Source organism: Corynebacterium minutissimum (assembly GCF_000805675.1).
GTDB lineage: Bacteria > Actinomycetota > Actinomycetes > Mycobacteriales > Mycobacteriaceae > Corynebacterium > Corynebacterium minutissimum.
The window spans coordinates 72,873-91,701 of sequence record NZ_JSEF01000015.1 but is presented as its reverse complement, the minus strand read 5'-3'; the positions used below and the strand labels follow the sequence as shown (position 1 = coordinate 91,701).

General features: G+C 59.6%; 18 protein-coding genes and 1 pseudogene. 11 read left to right on the top strand and 8 right to left on the bottom strand.

The window, feature by feature from the left end:
* The first annotated feature begins 194 nt into the window (after nucleotides 1–194).
* Both recA and recX read left to right on the top strand, forming a co-directional pair.
* Nucleotides 195–1,328: a recombinase RecA gene (gene recA / locus NX84_RS08480; protein ID WP_039675824.1), complete on the top strand. Its 1,134-nt coding sequence runs from the start codon at nucleotides 195–197 to the stop codon at nucleotides 1,326–1,328.
* A 12-nt stretch (nucleotides 1,329–1,340) separates the two neighbouring features.
* Nucleotides 1,341–1,934 (top strand): recombination regulator RecX, encoded by a 594-nt coding sequence (gene recX, locus NX84_RS08475; RefSeq protein ID WP_039675821.1) that lies wholly within the window; start codon nucleotides 1,341–1,343, stop codon nucleotides 1,932–1,934.
* Nucleotides 1,935–1,968: 34 nt separating this feature from the next.
* Here the strand turns inward: recX and NX84_RS08470 are convergent, their stop codons facing one another.
* From NX84_RS08470 to gluA, 4 genes are all read right to left on the bottom strand, one after another.
* Entirely contained in the window at nucleotides 1,969–2,907 is a 939-nt protein-coding gene (locus NX84_RS08470; protein WP_039675819.1) for an amino acid ABC transporter permease, read from the bottom strand.
* Nucleotides 2,907–3,593, bottom strand: coding sequence for a glutamate ABC transporter permease GluC (gluC, locus tag NX84_RS08465; RefSeq protein WP_039675817.1), 687 nt, complete (start codon nucleotides 3,591–3,593; stop codon nucleotides 2,907–2,909). Before gluC ends, NX84_RS08470 begins: the two co-directional genes overlap by 1 nt.
* 82 nt (nucleotides 3,594–3,675) lie before the next feature.
* A complete protein-coding gene (locus NX84_RS08460; protein WP_039675815.1) occupies nucleotides 3,676–4,563 on the bottom strand; it encodes a glutamate ABC transporter substrate-binding protein in 888 nt (295 codons plus the stop codon).
* A gap of 51 nt (nucleotides 4,564–4,614) precedes the next feature.
* Nucleotides 4,615–5,343: a glutamate ABC transporter ATP-binding protein GluA gene (gluA, locus tag NX84_RS08455; protein WP_039676249.1), complete on the bottom strand. Its 729-nt coding sequence runs from the start codon at nucleotides 5,341–5,343 to the stop codon at nucleotides 4,615–4,617.
* 138 nt (nucleotides 5,344–5,481) lie between these two features.
* Here gluA and miaB point away from each other — a divergent pair, with 138 nt between their 5' ends.
* From miaB to NX84_RS08440, 3 genes and pseudogenes are all read left to right on the top strand, one after another.
* Nucleotides 5,482–7,053: a tRNA (N6-isopentenyl adenosine(37)-C2)-methylthiotransferase MiaB gene (gene miaB / locus NX84_RS08450; RefSeq protein ID WP_082013940.1), complete on the top strand. Its 1,572-nt coding sequence runs from the start codon at nucleotides 5,482–5,484 to the stop codon at nucleotides 7,051–7,053.
* A gap of 20 nt (nucleotides 7,054–7,073) precedes the next feature.
* Nucleotides 7,074–7,715 (top strand): Rv2732c family membrane protein, encoded by a 642-nt coding sequence (locus NX84_RS08445; RefSeq protein WP_039675813.1) that lies wholly within the window; start codon nucleotides 7,074–7,076, stop codon nucleotides 7,713–7,715.
* A gap of 42 nt (nucleotides 7,716–7,757) precedes the next feature.
* Nucleotides 7,758–8,835: pseudogene (locus NX84_RS08440) on the top strand (alkene reductase).
* Here the strand turns inward: NX84_RS08440 and NX84_RS08435 are convergent.
* Nucleotides 8,817–9,893 (bottom strand): GNAT family N-acetyltransferase, encoded by a 1,077-nt coding sequence (locus NX84_RS08435; RefSeq protein ID WP_039675811.1) that lies wholly within the window; start codon nucleotides 9,891–9,893, stop codon nucleotides 8,817–8,819. The pseudogene NX84_RS08440 and the gene NX84_RS08435 sit on opposite strands and share 19 nt — an antisense overlap.
* Before the next feature lie 24 nt (nucleotides 9,894–9,917).
* Nucleotides 9,918–11,234: a DUF349 domain-containing protein gene (locus NX84_RS08430; protein WP_039675809.1), complete on the bottom strand. Its 1,317-nt coding sequence runs from the start codon at nucleotides 11,232–11,234 to the stop codon at nucleotides 9,918–9,920.
* 131 nt (nucleotides 11,235–11,365) lie between these two features.
* Between NX84_RS08430 and NX84_RS08425 the strand changes: the two genes are divergently transcribed.
* From NX84_RS08425 to dapF, 3 genes are read left to right on the top strand one after another with little or no spacing between them, the layout of a single operon-like run.
* Nucleotides 11,366–11,992: a hypothetical protein gene (locus tag NX84_RS08425; protein WP_039675807.1), complete on the top strand. Its 627-nt coding sequence runs from the start codon at nucleotides 11,366–11,368 to the stop codon at nucleotides 11,990–11,992.
* Nucleotides 11,992–12,909, top strand: coding sequence for a tRNA (adenosine(37)-N6)-dimethylallyltransferase MiaA (miaA, locus tag NX84_RS08420; protein WP_039675805.1), 918 nt, complete (start codon nucleotides 11,992–11,994; stop codon nucleotides 12,907–12,909). Before NX84_RS08425 ends, miaA begins: the two co-directional genes overlap by 1 nt.
* 11 nt (nucleotides 12,910–12,920) lie before the next feature.
* Nucleotides 12,921–13,757 (top strand): diaminopimelate epimerase, encoded by an 837-nt coding sequence (gene dapF / locus NX84_RS08415; RefSeq protein ID WP_039675803.1) that lies wholly within the window; start codon nucleotides 12,921–12,923, stop codon nucleotides 13,755–13,757.
* Nucleotides 13,758–13,771: 14 nt separating this feature from the next.
* Here the strand turns inward: dapF and NX84_RS08410 are convergent, their stop codons facing one another.
* Both NX84_RS08410 and NX84_RS08405 read right to left on the bottom strand, forming a co-directional pair.
* The gene (locus tag NX84_RS08410) at nucleotides 13,772–14,290 is read right to left on the bottom strand and encodes a hypothetical protein (RefSeq protein ID WP_039675801.1); all 519 of its coding nucleotides are present in this window, start codon (nucleotides 14,288–14,290) and stop codon (nucleotides 13,772–13,774) included.
* A 35-nt stretch (nucleotides 14,291–14,325) separates the two neighbouring features.
* Nucleotides 14,326–15,105, bottom strand: coding sequence for a hypothetical protein (locus NX84_RS08405; RefSeq protein ID WP_039675799.1), 780 nt, complete (start codon nucleotides 15,103–15,105; stop codon nucleotides 14,326–14,328).
* A 121-nt stretch (nucleotides 15,106–15,226) separates the two neighbouring features.
* Between NX84_RS08405 and hflX the strand changes: the two genes are divergently transcribed.
* From hflX to NX84_RS08390, 3 genes are all read left to right on the top strand, one after another.
* Nucleotides 15,227–16,702 (top strand): GTPase HflX, encoded by a 1,476-nt coding sequence (gene hflX, locus NX84_RS08400; protein WP_039675797.1) that lies wholly within the window; start codon nucleotides 15,227–15,229, stop codon nucleotides 16,700–16,702.
* 34 nt (nucleotides 16,703–16,736) lie between these two features.
* Nucleotides 16,737–18,017, top strand: coding sequence for a uracil-xanthine permease family protein (locus NX84_RS08395; RefSeq protein WP_039675795.1), 1,281 nt, complete (start codon nucleotides 16,737–16,739; stop codon nucleotides 18,015–18,017).
* A 167-nt stretch (nucleotides 18,018–18,184) separates the two neighbouring features.
* Nucleotides 18,185–18,826: an ATP-binding cassette domain-containing protein gene (locus NX84_RS08390; RefSeq protein ID WP_052319725.1), complete on the top strand. Its 642-nt coding sequence runs from the start codon at nucleotides 18,185–18,187 to the stop codon at nucleotides 18,824–18,826.
* Nucleotides 18,827–18,829 lie beyond the last annotated feature (3 nt).

Below are 18,829 nucleotides of genomic sequence, written 5' to 3'. Positions count from 1 at the left end.
GGGGCGTTAGAGTACCGTCGTGGTGTGAAACAAAAGCGAAACCGCAGTTGTTGACAGACCTGGGAACCGAAGCCTCTGTGCGGCAGTCTAAATTGGTGACTCCCGCGTCAGCGGCACGAAAACCACATTAATAATCAGCTATCACACCAGTTATTGCTCATCGTAAAACACTCGACAAAGTAGTGAGGAAATAAATGGCTACGAAGAAGAAGTCCTCGGCAGCAAGCAAGGGTGACGATCGTCAGAAAGCCCTTGACGCCGCAATGTCCATGATTGAAAAGGATTTCGGCAAAGGCGCTGTTATGCGCTTGGGTGACGATGATCGCCCGCCAATCCGGGCTATTTCTTCCGGTAACACTGCCATCGATATTGCCTTGGGCGTGGGAGGATTCCCGCGCGGACGTATCGTGGAGATTTATGGCCCTGAGTCCTCTGGTAAAACCACGGTGGCTCTGCACGCTATTGCCTCCGCACAAAAGGAAGGCGGAATCGCGGCTTTCATCGATGCTGAGCACGCCCTCGATCCTGAGTATGCACGTCTGTTGGGTGTGGATACAGACAACCTGTTGGTTTCTCAGCCGGACACGGGTGAACAGGCACTGGAAATTGCGGACATGCTCGTGCGTTCCGGCGCTATTGACATCATCGTCATTGACTCCGTAGCAGCACTGACGCCGAAGGCGGAGATCGAGGGCGAGATGGGTGACAGCCATGTAGGCTTGCAGGCTCGCCTGATGTCCCAAGCACTGCGCAAGATGACCGGTGCACTGTACAACTCTGGGACGACCGCCATCTTCATTAACCAGCTGCGTGAGAAGATTGGCGTGATGTTCGGCTCGCCGGAGACCACCACCGGCGGTAAGGCGCTGAAGTTCTACGCCTCCGTGCGTTGCGACATTCGCCGCATTCAGACTCTAAAGGATGGCCAGGACGCCATTGGTAACCGCACCAAACTCAAGATCGTGAAGAACAAGGTTTCCCCGCCGTTTAAGATTGCGGAATTCGACATCATGTATGGCGAAGGTATTTCACGCGAATCCTCCATCATTGATCTGGGCGTCGAGCACGGTTTCATCAAGAAGTCCGGTTCGTGGTTCACCTATGAAGGTGACCAGCTGGGGCAGGGCAAAGAGAAGGCCCGCAACTTCTTGAAGGAAAACCCAGACTTGGCGGATGAGATTGAGAAGAAGATCTTCGTCAAGCTTGGTGTAGGGCCAGCCGCTGCTGAGGCAGGGGATGACGTAGCCATGGATGTTCCGGGCGCAGATGATCCGCTGACCGATGAGTCTGTCGGCTTGGTCCCGAACGTCGACTTCGACGACGACTAAGCCGCGTCGGAGATGGTCCAACCCTCACTGGAGAAGATAGAGAAGCTGCGCCAAGCACTCGAAGACTATGAATCGGGTGCTGCGGGCGGACAGCTCATTGATGCTGAGGCCGAGGAGGCAAAGGCCTCAGTGCGCTCCCGAGCACTACGGCTTCTTGACCAGCGAGCGCGTTCGCGCGAAGAACTACGCGAACGCCTCCTCGCGGCAGAGTTCGAGCCGGATGTTATCGATGTAGTCCTCGATGACCTTGCGGGTGTGGGCCTTATTAATGACGAGAGCTTCGCACGCGAGTGGGTACGTCAACGGCATGTGCGTCGTGGCAAATCTGCACGCGCCTTGAACATGGAGCTCAAGGATAAAGGCGTCGATGCTGCTGACCGTGCGGTGGCTTTGGAACAAATCACCGAGGAATCGGAAGAAGCAACTGCCCGCAAGGTGGCGGAGAAGAAAGCGCGGACGATCAAGAAGGTGCCCGCGGACCGACATGAGCGCGATAAGTTCCTCAGACGGATAGTGGGGACGCTGGCACGCCGCGGCTACAGCCACAGCCTGACGATGCGGATATCCATCGAGGCGTTGGATGCCCGCATCGCTGAACTGGCCTGAGCCGCACCCCGCTAACTGCTGTAGATCAACAGGTTTACTCGGCGGGGTTGCGGATTTCCGTGTAACCCTTCGAGTGCCAGTCCACGTTGACGTTGTCCTTGGTATCGAGGCCTTGGTCCGGCTGCTCAGGGACCTTCGCCACAATGTTTTTGCGGGCACGACCAGCGCGCAGCTGGCGCTCGATGCGCTCGGCCAGAAGGCTGAGCCCCCAGTTGATGAGAATCATGATGATGGCGACGACAACGAGCGAGGCTAGGTAGTTCTTGTTATAGGACGCCGATTGGATACCGGAGCGCACCACCTCGACGTAGCCAATCTGGTAGCCGAAGGCAGAGTCCTTGAGCGCGATGATCATCTGGGAAATCAATGCCGGCAGCATAGCGGCCACTGCCTGCGGGAGCAGGATGGTGAGCATTGTTTGATTGTGTGAAAGGCCCAGCGCGCGTGCAGCCTCCGTTTGGCCCTTGGGTAGGGACTTGATGCCCGAGCGAAGAATTTCTGCCACCACCGAGCCGTTGTACAGAGTCAGAGCAAAGACGACGGCGCTGAAAGCTAGGTACTTAGACGGCACGACGTCATAAATGGCAAAAAGCTGGTAGGCGAAAATCATGAGCAGCAGCACGGGAATGGCACGGAAGAATTCGACGACCACTCCGCACACAGTGCGGAGGATGACGTTCTCACTCAAGCGGCCAAGTCCAAAAATCACGCCGAAGATGATGGCGAAGACAATCGAGGCCACTGCGGAGAAGATAGTTCCCCGTAAGCCAGGGATGAGGTACGTCGTCCACGTCTGACTATTGAGAAACGGGGTCCATAACTCAGACGCGAGCTGGCCACGCTCATGCAAGGTGGACAGCACCCAATAAAGAACCGCTGCAGAAAGTACGAAGGTGATAATGGTGTAGATGAGGTTGCGGCGCTTGCCTTTGGGGCCAGGGGCGTCGTAAAGCACTGTTGCACGTACAGACATTATTTCTTCACCGCCAGACTCTCAGAAAGCTTGCCCAGTCCAAGTCCCATGGGCAGGGTCAGGAGGATAAAGCCGACCGCGAAGATAAAGAAGATGAGGAACAGCTGGCTCGCATGCATCTCAATCGTGGACTTCATGAGCAGTGACGCTTCGGCTACGCCAATTACTGACGCGATAGTTGTGTTCTTAGTAAGCGCGATAAGCGTGTTGCCCAGTGGGACGATCGCTGCGCGGACTGCTTGCGGGAGAATGATGGTGCTGAACGTCTGTGTAAAGCTCAGGCCCAATGAACGCGCTGCTTCAGCCTGACCAAAGTCCACGGTGTTGATACCGGAGCGCAGCGACTCCGCTACGAAAGCCGAGGTATAGAGGATGAAGCCCAAGATGGCGAGGCGGAAGTTATTGTCCACAAGGAATGTCGCAGAGTCCCTACTCGCCAGCGCTAACCCCAGGTTCTGGTACAGACCAAAAGAGCAGAACAGAATAATGAGCGTGAGTGGGGTATTGCGCACCATTGTGATGTACGTAGTGGCAATCCACCGCAAGATGCTGACCGGGGAGACACGCATTGCGGTGAGAATGGTGCCCAGAATCATCGCGCCAATGGCGGACCAGAAAGTCAGTTGGATGGTGAGCCAAAAGGCCGGCCAAAGATTAGGGCCAAGTGCAGCCCACATGGAGTCCATAAGATTCTCCTAGGAACACGTCTGCGCCGAGGAACAGAGTGGCCTCGGCGCAGACTACGGGAAAGGCGTAGGTGACTAGTGCTTAGGATTCGAGGAAGGAAAGGTCACCGATGGTGGCTTCGTCGATACCTTCGCCCTTGTCCAAATTCTCAGACACGAGCTTGTCGAATTCACCAGAGGAATGCAGCTCCTCCAATGCCTTATTGACGGCGTCGGTAGCTTCCTGGTCGTCCTTCTTCAGACCTGCACCGTAGTATTCGTCAGTGAACGGCTTGCCGTCCTTTTCCAGCTCAACCACCTTGAACTTGCCTGGGTTCTGAGCCGCGTAACCATTGAGAATCGTGGCATCCGTCGTCATGGCGTCCACGTTGCCCTGGCTCAAAGCCTCCACGCAGGAGGAGTAGGTGTCGTACTCCTGCAGCTGAACGCTGGGGAGGGCTTCCTTGACCTTCTGGGCTGGAGTCGAGCCGGTCACTGAGCAGAGAATCTTGCCGTCGAGTCCATCCAGGCCGGTGATGTCTGAGTTATCTTCCTGGGTAAGCAGTGCCTGGTGCGTAACGAGGTATGGGCCGGCAAAGTTGACCTTCTCGGCGCGTGACGCATTGATGGAATAGGTAGCGGTAATGAGATCGACCTCGCCGTTCTCAATAAGGGTCTCACGCTGTGCAGACGGGGTCTCACGCCACTCGATTTCTGGCTCTTCCCAGCCATTGGCCTCGGCGATGTGGTTTACCACATAGGTCGCGATGTCCACATCGAGACCGGTCATGGAGCCATCGCCCTCGCGCAGGCCCAGACCTGGCTGGTCGAACTTGGTTCCGAGCGTGACGTTACCTGCCTCAATGTGAGCAAGCAGGCCTTCACCGCCACCGGCGGAATCAGCGGAATCGCCACCACAGGCAACGAGCAGCGAGCTCGAAGCAGCGAGGGCAGCAACAGTGGCGGTGACGCGGGTAAAGGTGCGGGACATGAGATTCTCCTTGAATAGAGTGAGATGGAAAGTTGTATGAGGTAGTGACGTTTAGTGCTGCAGAATCTTGCCAAGGAAGTCCTTGGCGCGATCCGACTGCGGGTTGGTGAAGAAAGATTCAGGATCGGTATCTTCGACGATGCTTCCGTCCGCCATGAAGAGGATGCGGTCAGCAGCCCGGCGCGCGAAGCCCATTTCGTGTGTGACCACGACCATGGTCATGCCTTCCTTAGCGAGGTCAGTCATGACGTCGAGGACCTCATTGACCATTTCTGGGTCCAGCGCGGACGTAGGTTCGTCGAACAACATGACCTTGGGGCGCATGGCCAAAGCGCGTGCAATAGCCACGCGTTGCTGCTGGCCACCAGAAAGCTGGGCGGGGTATTTCTCTGCCTGATTGGCAATACCCACGCGTTCCAGCAGCTGCATGGCGAGGTCCTCAGCCTCCGATTTCTTCATCTTGCGCACTTTTATCGGACCCAAGGTCACGTTGTCCTTGATGGTCTTGTGCGGAAAGAGATTGAACTGCTGGAAGACCATGCCCACGTCGGCGCGCAGCTTGGCTAGCTCACGGCCTTCTTCGGGGAGCTGGGCGCTGTCGATGGAGATGCTCCCTTCCTCGATGGTTTCGAGGCGGTTGATCGTGCGACAAAGCGTCGATTTTCCGGAACCGGAGGGGCCGAGGACGACGACCACCTCTCCGCGGCCGATCGACAAGTTGATATCGCGGAGAGCATGGTAATCGCCGAAGTATTTGTTGACTCCGGAGATTTCAATCATGGGACACTTCATGTCAGACATGCCACACCCCCTTCGTGAAAGTGAACTGAATCATAGGTAGAAGATTAAGGGGTGGGGAAAGGGGATGATGGAACTTTGGGTAACGAATGTATAACGCTTGGCTGCGTGCGAGGCATTATGAGTAGTGGGACGTGGCCGTTAGAATGTCCCCACGTGAGCACCCCTGTAACTGAACACCAGCCCCGCACCTATGAGGTGCGCACCTTTGGCTGCCAGATGAACGTGCATGATTCTGAGCGTATTTCCGGCCTTCTTGAAGAGGCCGGCTACATCGCCGCACCTGCTGACGTTGAACCGGATCTCGTTGTTTTTAACACCTGCGCGGTGCGAGAAAACGCTGATAAGCGCTTGTACGGAACACTCGGCGCGTTGAAGAAGACCAAGGAAAACCACCCGGGTATGCAAATTGCCGTTGGTGGTTGCTTGGCACAGAAAGATAAGGACACGGTCCTCGATCACGCGCCCTGGGTGGATGCTGTATTCGGTACCCACAACATGGCGGCCCTGCCGACACTGCTGGAGCGCGCCCGTCACAATGATGAGGCCCAGGTGGAGATCGTTGACTCCCTCGAGGCCTTTCCCTCCGTACTGCCGGCCAAACGAGAGTCCGCCTATGCCGGCTGGGTTTCGGTATCAGTGGGCTGCAATAACACCTGTACTTTCTGCATCGTGCCTTCTTTGCGTGGTAAGGAAGAGGACCGCCGACCCGGCGATATCCTCGCTGAAGTCCAGGCGCTCGTGGATCAGGGTGTATCTGAAGTGACCTTGCTTGGCCAAAACGTCAATGCCTACGGCGTAAACTTCGCGGATCCGGACATGCCACGTGATCGTTTTGCTTTCTCCAAGCTGTTGCGTGAAGTGGGCAAGATTGAAGGCTTGGAGCGTCTGCGCTTTACCTCGCCGCATCCAGCGGAGTTCACCTCAGATGTTATTGATGCGATGGCAGAGACCCCGTCTGTGTGTCCGCAGCTGCATATGCCGCTGCAATCGGGTTCGGACAAGGTACTGAAAGACATGCGCCGCTCCTACCGTACGAAGAAGTTCTTCGGCATCCTCGATGAGGTGCGCGAGAAGATGCCGCATGCGGCCATCACCACCGATATTATTGTGGGTTTCCCAGGGGAGACCGAAGAGGACTTCGAGGCCACCATGGATGTGGTGCGCCGCGCGCGTTTCGCCTCCGCCTTCACGTTCCAGTATTCGCCTCGCCCGGGCACCCCGGCAGCTGAGATGGAGGATCAGATCCCCAAGGAGGTTGTCCAGGAGCGTTTCGAACGCCTCGTGGCCCTGCAAGACTCCATTCAGGCGGAAGAGAATGCCAAGCTTGTGGGTACGGACGTTGAGCTGCTGGTCCAAGCCGAGGGCGGCCGCAAGAACGACGAAACGCACCGCATGTCTGGCCGTGCCCGCGATGGCCGCCTAGTGCACTTCGCGCCTGTCGACGCCACGGGGAAGGACATCTCTGCTGACATTCGCGCTGGCGATGTCGTCCACACCACAGTGACGGACTCTGGTTCCTTCTTCCTCGTCGCCGATTCCGGAGTAACCGAGCATCGCCGCACTACGGCTGGTGACATGTCCGCGGCTGGTCAAACGCCTACTACCGCACCGATTGGTGTGGGGTTGGGTCTGCCGGGCGTCGGCAAGCCTAGCGCCCCAGCCGCGTCAGCCGACGCGTGTGGTTGCTAGGGGGAGTAGGCTCCACGTACATGAGTGATGACCTGAATGCCGTGCAGGACGCCGTTGCCGCTGAGCGTCGTGCTGCCAAGACTATCGAGCTCGGTGCTCACCGCTATGCGCTCATCGTCTCGGTGGTGTTGTGGATAGCGTATCTGCTCCTTCCGTATGCCGGTGAGGCTCGTGGCTGGGAAGCACTCATGCTGGGAACAACCTCTGAGGGGGTCAAGATTTCGCTCGTAGAGGCAATCAGCGCGTGGTTGGCATTGCTTGGCGTGGGAGTGCTCACGACCGCCACCATCGTGATGCGGCGCACCGCTCTAGCGCTCGTCGCTTGGATGATGACTACGGTTTCCTTCTTCGCGAACCTCTGGGGGTTCTGGTACCGCCACAGCGCAGCGGACGGAGCCGAAATCGGCATGTACGTGGGCGCGCTGTCTACGTTCATAGCCTTTATCGTCTACTGCCAAGTGGCGCTTCGCCGCAGCCCAGAACAGCTCGCAGCCGCTGAACGCGTGCGCGAGGTTTCTGGACAATTGGATCACGTAGGTGTTCTCCAATCGGAGGCCGCAACAGATGTGCCGGCCGAAGAAAATCCGCTGCTCATCGATAACCGTCGCTCCCAAGCGGCCTCCCGCCACCGCCGTCAACAGGAAGACTCTGACGACAACTAAGGCGTGTGGAATAGCTGCTCGTCTTCCCTCGTCGTGGACGGCATGGCTACGCTTTTTGAACCACTCGACCTTGGACGACTAACCCTGCCGAACCGCGTGACTATGGCGGCGCTGACTCGTTCGCGTGCTGGTCGTGATGGCATCCCAACTCAGTTGCACGAGACCTACTATTCACAGCGTGCCTCTCTGGGATTAATCGTGACGGAAGGTGTTTTTCCTGCGGTGCGCTGCCGTACCTTCCCAGGCCAAGCGGGCATTGAAACTCCGGAACAGATCGCGGGTTGGCGTCGCGTAGCAGATGCTGTCCACGAGGCCGGCGGACGTATCTTCATGCAAGTAATGAACGGCGGGCGTCTATCCCATGCTAGCTTGCAGGATGGCGCTGAACCTGTCGCACCATCAGCGTTGGCCTCCGGTACTGCGGTGCGTGACTTTGAGTCTCGGAAGGAGTGCCCAGTGCCCCGAGCGCTCGACAGCTCTGAACTGCCGGGCATCGTCGAGCAATTCCGACACGCAGCGCGCAACGCTATTGACGCTGGACTGGACGGAGTGGAGATTCATGGCGCGAACGGCTATCTTCTCCACCAATTCCTTTCCCCAAACTCGAATCACCGCGAGGACGCCTACGGCGGCTCCCCGGAGAATCGCTACCGGCTCGTTGAGGAGATTGTGCGCGCTGTGGCCGGGGAGATTGGCGCAGACCGCGTTGCTCTTCGCCTCTCACCCCAGAACAACATTCAAGGTATCGAGGAACGGGACGCCGATGACGTACTCGCTACGTATGGCGGGCTTCTCGACGCCACCGCGGACCTCGGCTTGGCCTACGTGTCCTTCTTGCATGCGGACCCGACGGGCGAGCTCATCAGCGAACTCAGCTCACGCACCCGCGCTAACGGGCGCACTCGCGTGATCCTTAATTCGGGCTTTGGCAACGTGACCCAGCGAGAGGAAGCCGAAACGCTCGTGCAGCATGGAGACGCTGTGGCCGTTGGCCGTTTGGTCATTTCTAACCCAGACCTCGTGCGTCGCTGGGCCAGTTACCGCACCGGACGAGTCCACGTTCTATACCGGCGGTGAGCGCGGTTATACCGACTATCCCTTCTACACGGTCAGCTCGTAGGTGCTGCTGGCAGAAATAGCGTGTGCGCCTAGCCGCGCATATAGCGCATTCATGGCGGGATCGGCATCCGCGACGGAGCAGTAGGCGCGGCGCACATCGGGCCAGTGCTGCGCTACCGCATGCTGAGCATGCTGTTTGGCACGCGTGGCGAGCCCGCGGCGACGGTGTTCGCGGTCGGTGACCGTGAGCGTCCACTCGCAGACCTCTGGGTCAGCATCGCCATGCCGGGAAAGCTCCGTAAGGGCGACGACGCTGCCGTTCTCAATGAGCCCGACGAGCAGCGTGTGCGCCCCGCGAGAGCGCAGCCGTGCATGCGCCTCAGCGAGGCGCTGGCGCGTCCAGAAAATAGGTTCCACGCTTAGGTCACCAAAGATGGCGTCGGTGGAGGCGATAGTAAGCAGCCGGAGGACGTCATCGAGAAACTCCTCTGGGATGTCATAGTCCGCCCACACCTGCGCGCCGAGCACTGGGGGAGTAGGCCTGATGTCGACATACAGCTGATGCTCGGCGTGCTTACGCTTAAAACCCAGCTCAAGGTAGGCCTGCGACATCGGATCGTAGGTATAGTCCGCATCCGGCGGGTACAGCATTCCCACCTGAGCGGTGCGGCGACCGAGCTGGCGGGTCAAGCGCAGGGCCTGCTGCGCTAGAACTCGCGTTACCTCGAGGGCATCCGGCTCCAGCTCTTCCCCGGGCAGGGGCAGGAGTTCCGCCGACAGAACACATTCGATATCGGCGTTTTCGGTTTCCTCCAGCAGCGGTAAGGAAATATGGATGAATCCATCGAAATCGATCTCTGGGCTGGGCTCCGCCGCGGAGATTACAGGAAGCCCGAGCTCACCGGCTTCACCCAGCGCGGAATCAGTCAACCCAAAAAGCAAGGTGCGGGATTCCGTCGAACCTTGGAGGCGCTGGAGTACGCGGCGCGGGGAGCCACTTGCAGCCGGATCACCGCTGGCTTCTTGGGCTGCAAGGTTGGCATCAAAGACGAAACTTCGCAGACAATCCGCCGGTTCAGCATGGGCTGAGCCCGGCGGGGCGACAATCTGAACAAACACCTCAGTGGTGGTTGATGAAGGCGTTTACTTGTCGTTGACAGCAGCCGCGGCAGCGTCAGCAAACTCCTGCCACTGAGCTGCCTGGGCGCGAAGTTCCTCGGCCTTCTTAGTGTTTCCCTTCGCCTCTGCAGCGTCTGCCTGGGCGGTGAAGTCATCGACCTTGGACTGGAACTGGGCCACTCGGGCCTGGGCCTCCGGATCAGTGCGGCGCCACTCGGAGTCCTCAGCTTCGCTCACGCGCTTTTCCAGCGCAGAAATCTTGGCCTCGTATTCGCGAACCTGGTTGCGCGGGACGAAACCAATCTCTTCCCACTTCTCCTGCAGCTCGCGCAGCTTGGCCTTGGCCCCATCGATGGACTTGGACGGATCAATCTGGGAGTCGTACTCCTCAATAAGTGCATCCTTGGCTGCGGCATTCTCAGCGAATTGCTTATCGCGCTCGTCGTTGACTGCGTTGCGGGCATTGAAGAAGTAGTCCTGGGCTGCGCGGAACTTGGCCCAGAGCTTATCGTCCACCTCGCGTGGGGCGCGGCCAGCTGCCTTCCACTCCGTCATCAGATCACGGTACGCGCGGGCAGTCTCACCCCAGTTGGTGGACTCCTTGATGGCCTCGGCGCGCTCTACCAGTTCTTCCTTCTTAGCGCGGGCAGCCGCACGGTTGCGGTCCAGCTCCGCAAAGTGAGAGCCGCGACGGCGGTTGAAGGAGTCGCGAGCGCGGGAGTAGCGTTTCCACAGTGCATCATCGGTCTTCCGGTCGATGCCGCGGATCTGCTTCCACTCTTCCAGAATGGCGCGGATGCGGTCACCGGCAGCCTTCCACTCAGTGGAGTTCGCGGCGATGTCCTCTGCCTCAGCGGCGAGCTTCTCCTTTTTCGCAATGGCTTCTTCGCGGCGACGGGCCTTATCCGCCCGGGCCTGCTCACCGGCCTCAACGGAGTGTTCGATAACGGCTGCGAGGCGCTTGTCCAACGCGGCGATATCGCCAATGACGGCCTGAGTAGGGAGAGACTCGCGTAGTTCCGCAGCGGTGGTCTTGATAGAGGAAGCATCCCCCGGGTGGGCATTCAGACGCGACTCGAGCAACTCGATCTCCGTGGACAGGTCGTCGTAGCGTGCGCCGTAGTGAGCGAGTCCTTCCTCCGGAGTGCCGGCTTGCCAGTCACCAATTTTGCGCTCGCCCTCAGGGGCGTTGACATACACCGAGCCATCAGCGTCGACGCGACCCCACTTGGCGGGGTCATTCTTCGGGGGCTGAGCGGGGCGTGCTGCCGGTGCGGAGGGCTTAGGGCCGGGGCGAGCGCCTTTGCGGGGCATTGCTCCAGGGCTAGGGATAGCGGACATGGTAGGAAACCACCTTCGGTACAATCGCGCCGCGCGACACGGCTGCCAGAACTTATGTGACACAACACTACCGTTTCCGCCGCGCAGCCGCGTGTTAACCCCACATTTGTGACCTTATAGGATGGGAGTTGATGCAGAATCTCATGATTATGCCGGCCTCACCGGCGCTGGCAGAAGAACTCTCACCGGGCGACGATGCTTCCCGCGCACTCCTGCGTGCCGCATGCGAGTTGGTTTGTGATGCCGCACGCGTCATTACTGGAGGCGTCTCGCCACTGCAGGTAGACATCGTGGGCTCCCGCGATCCGCGCTGGCGCACTGAGCTTCCGGGAAGCTTGCGCGCATGGGGCGCCCCACAGGTCAACGTCGGTGGCGGGCATTACCTCCCAGAGCTCATGGCTCGCTATGTCCTTAGCCAGGCACTGGGCACAGAGGGCTTTGAGGTCATGGACTCACGGTCCGATATTGAGGAAATCAAGGAAGGGCGGCTGACGGTGGTGTGCATCGACGGCTCTGCTGGATTGACCGACCGCGCCCCGCTTGCCTTGGTAGACGGCGCGCGCGATGCGCATTTGTGGTGTGAATCGGTCTTGTCGGGAGCTGACGTTCACTGTGATGAGGAGAAACTGCGTTCAGCGGGAGTTCTGGAAACCGACTTGTGGGCACAGCTGGCGACTGTGCACCCACATTATGCGGAGCTGCGGGCAGCCGATTCCACCCTCGGCGTTGGCCGCTATGTAGCGGGGTGGCAGCGCTGATGAACTCCTCTGCGCCAACCCCCATCGCGGTGGTGGGGCCCACGGCCTCCGGAAAGTCTGCGCTGGGTGTGTCCCTTGCCCATGAGCTGGACGGTGAAGTCGTCAACGTGGATTCCATGCAGCTTTACCGTGGCATGGACATTGGCACAGCGAAGCTAAGCCTGGAAGAACGTGAGGGGATTCCGCACCATCAACTTGATGTGTGGGAGGTGACGGACACCGCGTCCGTAGCTCGCTACCAGGCTGCTGCTATCGCTGATGTGGAGGACATTCTCTCCCGTGGGAAAACCCCGATCTTGGTGGGCGGTTCCATGCTGTATGTGCAGTCGCTGGTGGATAATTGGCAATTCCCGCCGACCGATCCTGCGGTTCGTGCTCGTTTTGAAGCCCGCCGCCAGGAGATTGGCACAGATGCTCTGCATGCGGAGCTCGCCGAGATCGATCCTGCCGCAGCAGCAATCATCGAGGACAAAGACCCCCGTCGCACCGTGCGCGCCCTGGAAGTCATCGAGCTGACCGGCAAGCCGTTCAAAGCCAGCCAGCCGCCCAAGAATGCTCCGCCGCGGTGGGGCACGCGCATCCTCGGGCTTCGCACTGAAGCTGAATGGCTAAATCCTCGCATTGATCTGCGCAGCCGTCTCATGTTCGACAACGGCCTGGTCGAGGAAGTTGAAAAGCTCCAGGCTCAGGGCTTGGTCGCAGACTCCACAGCGGGGCGGGCCATCGGCTACGCCCAGGTCCTCGATGCTCAGCGCGGGGAGCTGACCTGGGATGAGGCCATTGAGCGCACCATCACCGGCACGCGGCGTTATGTGCGTAGGCAACGCGCCTGGTTTAACAGGGATAAGCGCATTTCTTGGTTGGATGCCGCCGGCGAAACACGGGATCAAGCTTTACGTGTCCTGGAGAGCCGTTAGACTCTACAAACATGAACTTTGCCAAGGGACACGGAACTGAGAACGACTTTGTCATTGTGGAAGGAACCCAGCCCCTTCCACCAGAGAAAGTCCAGGCGCTGTGCGATCGTCGCGCCGGTATCGGCGGCGATGGCGTGCTCCGCGTCATCCGCGCCGGAGAATTGCTGGAAGCTGGTGACATCGATGAGCTCGCGCCGGGCATTGATGCGCAGGACTGGTTTATGGATTACCGCAATGCCGATGGTTCAGTAGCAGAAATGTGTGGCAATGGTACTCGCGTCTTTGCCCACTGGGTGCGCTCCCGTGGGCTGGTGGACAAGGACACCTTCACGGTGGGTACGCGTGCCGGAGCCAAACGTGTGACCGTTCACTCTTTCACTGAGACCGATGCTGAGGTCAGTGTGGAGATGGGCCCGGCCACTGTGCTCGGTGTGTCCACCGCCTCGATGGCGGGGGAGAAGTTCGCGGGCCTGGGCGTGGATATGGGAAACCCACATTTGGCTGCAGTTATCCCAGGGCTGAGCGCGGAGGCGTTGGCTGACAAGACCCTTGAACCGCCGGTAATTGATACCGAGTTCTTTCCGGCGGGAGTGAATGTCGAAATCGTGACTCCCTTGGAAGCAGGCACTGTTCACATGCGGGTATTTGAGCGTGGCGTCGGGGAGACCCGTTCCTGCGGTACCGGCACGGTGGCGGCTGCACGTGCCGCGCTTGCCGACGACTCCCGGGGAACCGGCACCGTCCGCGTCATTGTCCCCGGTGGTGAGGTCACAGTGGAGATTACCGAGGACGGCTCCACGCTCACTGGGCCATCGCGCATCGTGGCGACCGGAGAGACGTCGCTGTAGTTAAGACGGGGCGTCTATTTGTAGTCTGTGCCCAGCGCCAAGGCAGCGCGGCGCGCAGCCAGCCAGGATTCCTTGAGTTCCGCCGCACGTTCATCGGCTACCTTGAGCAAGGATTCCAGCTCGCTGGTTTCGACATCGGGGGCGTTAACCCGCGCAGTGAGCCGACGAAGGAATCGCTGTGCTCCATGCATCTCGTAGTGGAAGGCCTCGATGGAGGGGTTGGTGCAGTCAACGTCGACAAGCGCCGGGCGGTGCAGCGTGCGATCCGCCAACGCATCAGAATCCTCGCTCGTGGCAAAAGTCGTGTAATCCTGAATGACGTCGGTGATGTCCTCGACCGTCAAGGCGATAGATGCGCGTAGAGCTGATTGCTCTGAGGCATCCGGGCGGGCGCCGGCAATAAGCCACAGCGCACCGCAGACAAGAATGGCGAGGATGACTCCCTGCAGCTTCAGCGTCACCACCAACACCACGGCCGTAACCGCGGCGAGGAGCAGGGCAAACCTGCGACGCTGAGATGCGGAAAAGTTCATGGCAACAACTTTACGGCATTAGTTCTCTCGGTGGCTTAGTGGCCGCCGCAGCCACAGCCGCCGGAACCGCAGCCACAACCGCCCTCGCCACCACAGCCGCCAGTCGGCATCGCAATCGACGCGGTCAGCATCGCCGTGCCTGCCAGCACAGAATCCTTGGCTGGCAGTTCACCAAAGCTCTCGGGGAGGCACAGGTCAAACGGGAACACACCATCCATGACCAAGTGCATAAAGCGTTGTCCGGTGAGCTGGTTGTGGCGCCACTCTGATTCCATGACTCGCGCAGCAAAGGTGCAGCCCGGGGTAGGGGCGGTAGCCCCCGAACCAGAAGCGACAATCTGTGCGCCCTCGGACTCGAACGCGGCAGGGAAGGAGCCCTTCTCGGACTCATAAGCCTCAGTGTTTTCGAAGTGCGTAACGTCGAGACCCATCGCGGTGAGCTCAACCTGTTGCCACTGCTGCGTGTCTTCTTCGACAAGCAGCGGGCCCTGGGCCAAGTTGGCGGTGGCCTGCGCCAGGACGGTGCCGAAAGGATCGATGATGTCGAGGTAGGCGAGGACGTCATTAATCATGGAAACGTGCGCAAAGCCCTGGGTGACAGAGTCGAAACCAATGAAGGTGGCGAAAGGCTCGACCGCCAAAATGTTGAGCTGCGCGCCGGAAGCATCCGCAAACTGGATAAGCTGCCCGCCGCGTACCTCGCCGGTCACTGCTAGCTGATTCGTGGAGATTGCGGCCTCCACTGCGTCCTGCCAGCGCTCGTAGTTCAGGCCAATGGCCTGCATCTCTGGGTGGGTCTTCTCGTTGACGGTCATGTCCACTATTGTATCCGCCGCGTGGAGGAGTCAAAAATAGCCTTGAGAAGGTAAGTCACCTCACTCTTCGCACTCACGCAATTCCCGTTTTGGCGCGTCGACGTGCAAGAATAGGGAGCATATGACGAAACAGACCCATGATGAACTCCTCGCGCAGGCTTTTGGTGAGCCTGCCCCCGCGCCGCAGGATCCGACGATCGGTGACTTGGACCTTGCCGAGCGCAATGCCTTCCGCCGTGTGACGCGTGAGACCACCATCCGTGCCGAAGACACTACTGACGGCTACGAGGTGGAGTACCGAAAGCTCCGTCTGGAGCAAGTGATCCTCGTTGGTGTGTGGACCGAGGGAACCGTGGCCGAAGTGGAGGCCACGATGGCTGAGCTGGCAGCCTTGACGGAAACCGCTGGCGCCGAGGTGGTGGAGGCGCTCTACCAGAAACGTGAGAAGCCCGACCCAGGTACCTATATCGGCTCAGGCAAGGCCGCAGAGCTCAAAGATATTGTGGCCGCTACCGGCGCCGATACCGTCGTCTGCGATGGTGAGCTCACCCCCGGCCAGCTCTCTGCCCTCGAGCGTGCTCTCAACACCAAGGTCATTGACCGCACCATGCTCATTTTGGACATCTTCGCGCAGCATGCGAAGTCCAAGGAAGGCAAGGCGCAGGTCTCCCTGGCACAGTTGGAGTACCTCTACACGCACACGCGTGGTTGGGGTGGCAATCTTTCGCGCCAGGCAGGTGGCCGTGCCGGTTCCAACGGCGGTGTGGGCCTGCGTGGTCCTGGTGAAACCAAGATCGAGACGGACCGTCGCCGCATCCGTACCCAAATGGCGCTGCTGCGCAAAGAACTCAAGGCGATGAAAACCGCCCGTGAGGTCAAACGCGCGAAGCGCCAGCGCTCCACCGTGCCGCAAATCGCTATTGCCGGCTACACCAATGCTGGAAAGTCCTCCCTCATCAACGCGATGACGGGCGCAGGCGTGCTGGTTGAGGATGCCCTGTTCGCCACGCTGGATCCCACCACACGCCGAGCCGAGCTTGCCGACGGTCGCCAGGTCGTCTTCACCGACACCGTCGGCTTCGTGCGCCATTTGCCGACGCAGTTGGTGGAAGCCTTCAAGTCCACGCTGGAAGAAGTCCTCGCCGCAGATCTCATGCTGCACGTGGTCGATGGGTCTGACCCGTTCCCGCTCAAGCAGATTGAAGCGGTGAACCAAGTTATCTACGACATCGTGAAGGAAACCGGCGAGGAAGCTCCGCCGGAGATCATCGTTATTAACAAGATTGACCAAGCCGATCCACTCGTTCTGGCAGAGCTGCGCCACGTGCTCGATCGCGACAATGTGGTCTACGTATCCGCAAAGACGGGCGAGGGCGTGGACGAGCTCACGGCACGCGTGGAGCTTTTCCTTAACTCCCGCGACGAACACGTGCAGCTGCTTATCCCCTTTACTCGCGGTGACGTGGTGGCGCGCCTCCACGCTGAAGGTACCGTGCGCAGCGAGGAGTACTCGGGGGAGGGCACGCTAGTCGACGTCCGCCTTCCAGCTTCTGTCGCCGCCGAGCTAGCTGAGTTCCGCGTGGAGGATTCCGCTTAGGATTCGGCGCGCGGGTGGGCCATAATAAAAGCTCGTGAGTATCTTTTCCTGGGACGTCCATGGGGACGGAAAAACTATTAAACCGGGTGCGGTTGTCGCGCCCGAAGAACGCTTGAGCTGGGGCCGCACCATTGGCATCGGTACGCAGCATGTCGTGGCCATGTTTGGCGCGACGCTGCTTGTGCCCACGCTGACCGGTTTCCCGGTCAACACCACACTGCTCTTCTCTGGTCTGGGAACGATTCTGTTCCTCATGATCACGCGCAACCGCTTGCCCTCCTACCTGGGCTCGTCCTTTGCGTTCATTGCACCACTGACCGCCTCGCAGCAGTATGGCATCGGTGCGCAGGCCGGTTCGGTTCTCGTGACCGGCCTGGTTCTCGTGCTCATCGGCTTCGCTGTGAAGGCCGCTGGCCGCAAGGTACTTGACGCAGTCATGCCACCCGCGGTCACCGGCGCCATCGTGGCACTCATCGGCCTAAACCTGGCGCCTAATGCGGCTTCCAACTTCTCTAGCCAGCCCCTCGTGGCCACCGTGACCCTGGCAGTCATCATCTTGGCTACTGTGGCCGGCCGTGGCATGGTCTCGCGCCTGTCTATCCTCATTGGCGTTGTTGTGGGATGGGCTTTCGCGGCCGTCACCGGCAACCTGGGGGAGGGCGCCGTGGAATCTATTCGTGAGGCTGCTTGGATTGGCTTCCCGCAGTTCCATGCCCCAGAGTTCCATGTCTCTGCCATCCTGGCGGCGCTGCCGGTTCTCGTCGTCCTCATCGCTGAGAACGTCGGCCACGTCAAGGCCGTCTCCGAAATGACTAAGCGTGACCTCGATGATCTGGCCGGCGATGCCCTTATTGCTGACGGCCTCGCGACTTCCCTAGCCGGTGGCTTCGGTGGCTCCGGCACCACGACCTACGCTGAGAATATCGGTGTCATGGCTGCAACTCGCGTTTATTCCACGGCCGCGTATTGGGTTGCCGCCATCACCGCTATCGCGCTGGCTTTCATCCCGAAGTTTGGCGCGCTCATTTTCACCATCCCTACCGGTGTATTGGGTGGTGCCTGCCTGGTGCTCTACGGGCTCATCGGCATGCTCGGTGTGCGCATCTGGATGGACAACAAGGTCAACTTCAACAACCCTGTCAACCTCACCGCTGCGGCTGTGGCGCTCATTGCCGGCATTGGTAACCTCACTCTCGACGTTTTCGGTGTCACCTTGGAGGGCATCGCCTGGGGATCAGTAGGCATCATCGTGCTGTACCCAGTCATGAAGAAGCTCTACGAGTCCGTTGGTGAGGGGCAGAACGCGAAGTATTAGGTAAACACCGCACGTTAATATACTGGTGTTGGAAATTAGGTGAGCCTCATCCCCGTGATTTGGTGTCGTTCCTTGGCTCTTTTTGTGCGGTGTCCAGTGTCTCGGCAAAGTTCTAGATAACACAAATAACGCGCGAGATCCGCCAATCTAACAAGATAGGAATCGTGATGGTTGCAATAGCTTGGAATAAAATCTCTTTTCGATACTCGAGATATGGGCCATATATTCTGCGGGATGCCGCGCTGTCGTTGTCACGGCCTGGTATCTACGAAGTCCGGGGCCCATCAGGAAGCGGTAAATCCACGGTTCTGGATCTGTTAGCTGGTCTGCGCTCACCCAGTGAAGGCAGGGTAACCATCGACGGTAAACGGTTCGGAAAGGGCGCGGCCAAGAAGCTAACCTCGTGGCGGGCCGCGCACGTCGGGTACGCACCACAGGCACCGACCCTCCTGCCTAGCCTCAACTGCCGGGAGAACCTCGAGCTGGCAGTTCACGTCGCCGGACGAGGCCTCGACGCACAGGGCAGGGAAGAGCTGCTTGGCACGTTGGGCATGCAGCCTTTCACAGAAGCTCTGCCGGCGGAGCTATCCGGGGGTCAACGCCAGCGCGTTGCGGTGGCCCAGGCACTAGCTTCCCAACCGGACCTGGTGCTCGTGGATGAGCCCGTCAGCGCGCTTGATGGAGCGAATGTCACCGTGGTCGAGGACTTGTTGCGCCAGTCGGCGAAGCGGGGAGCGATAGTGGTCTATTGCTCCCACCGCGAGCTTTTCGACGGGCAGGCAGAAACGCTGCTGCAGATGGGGGCATAGCCC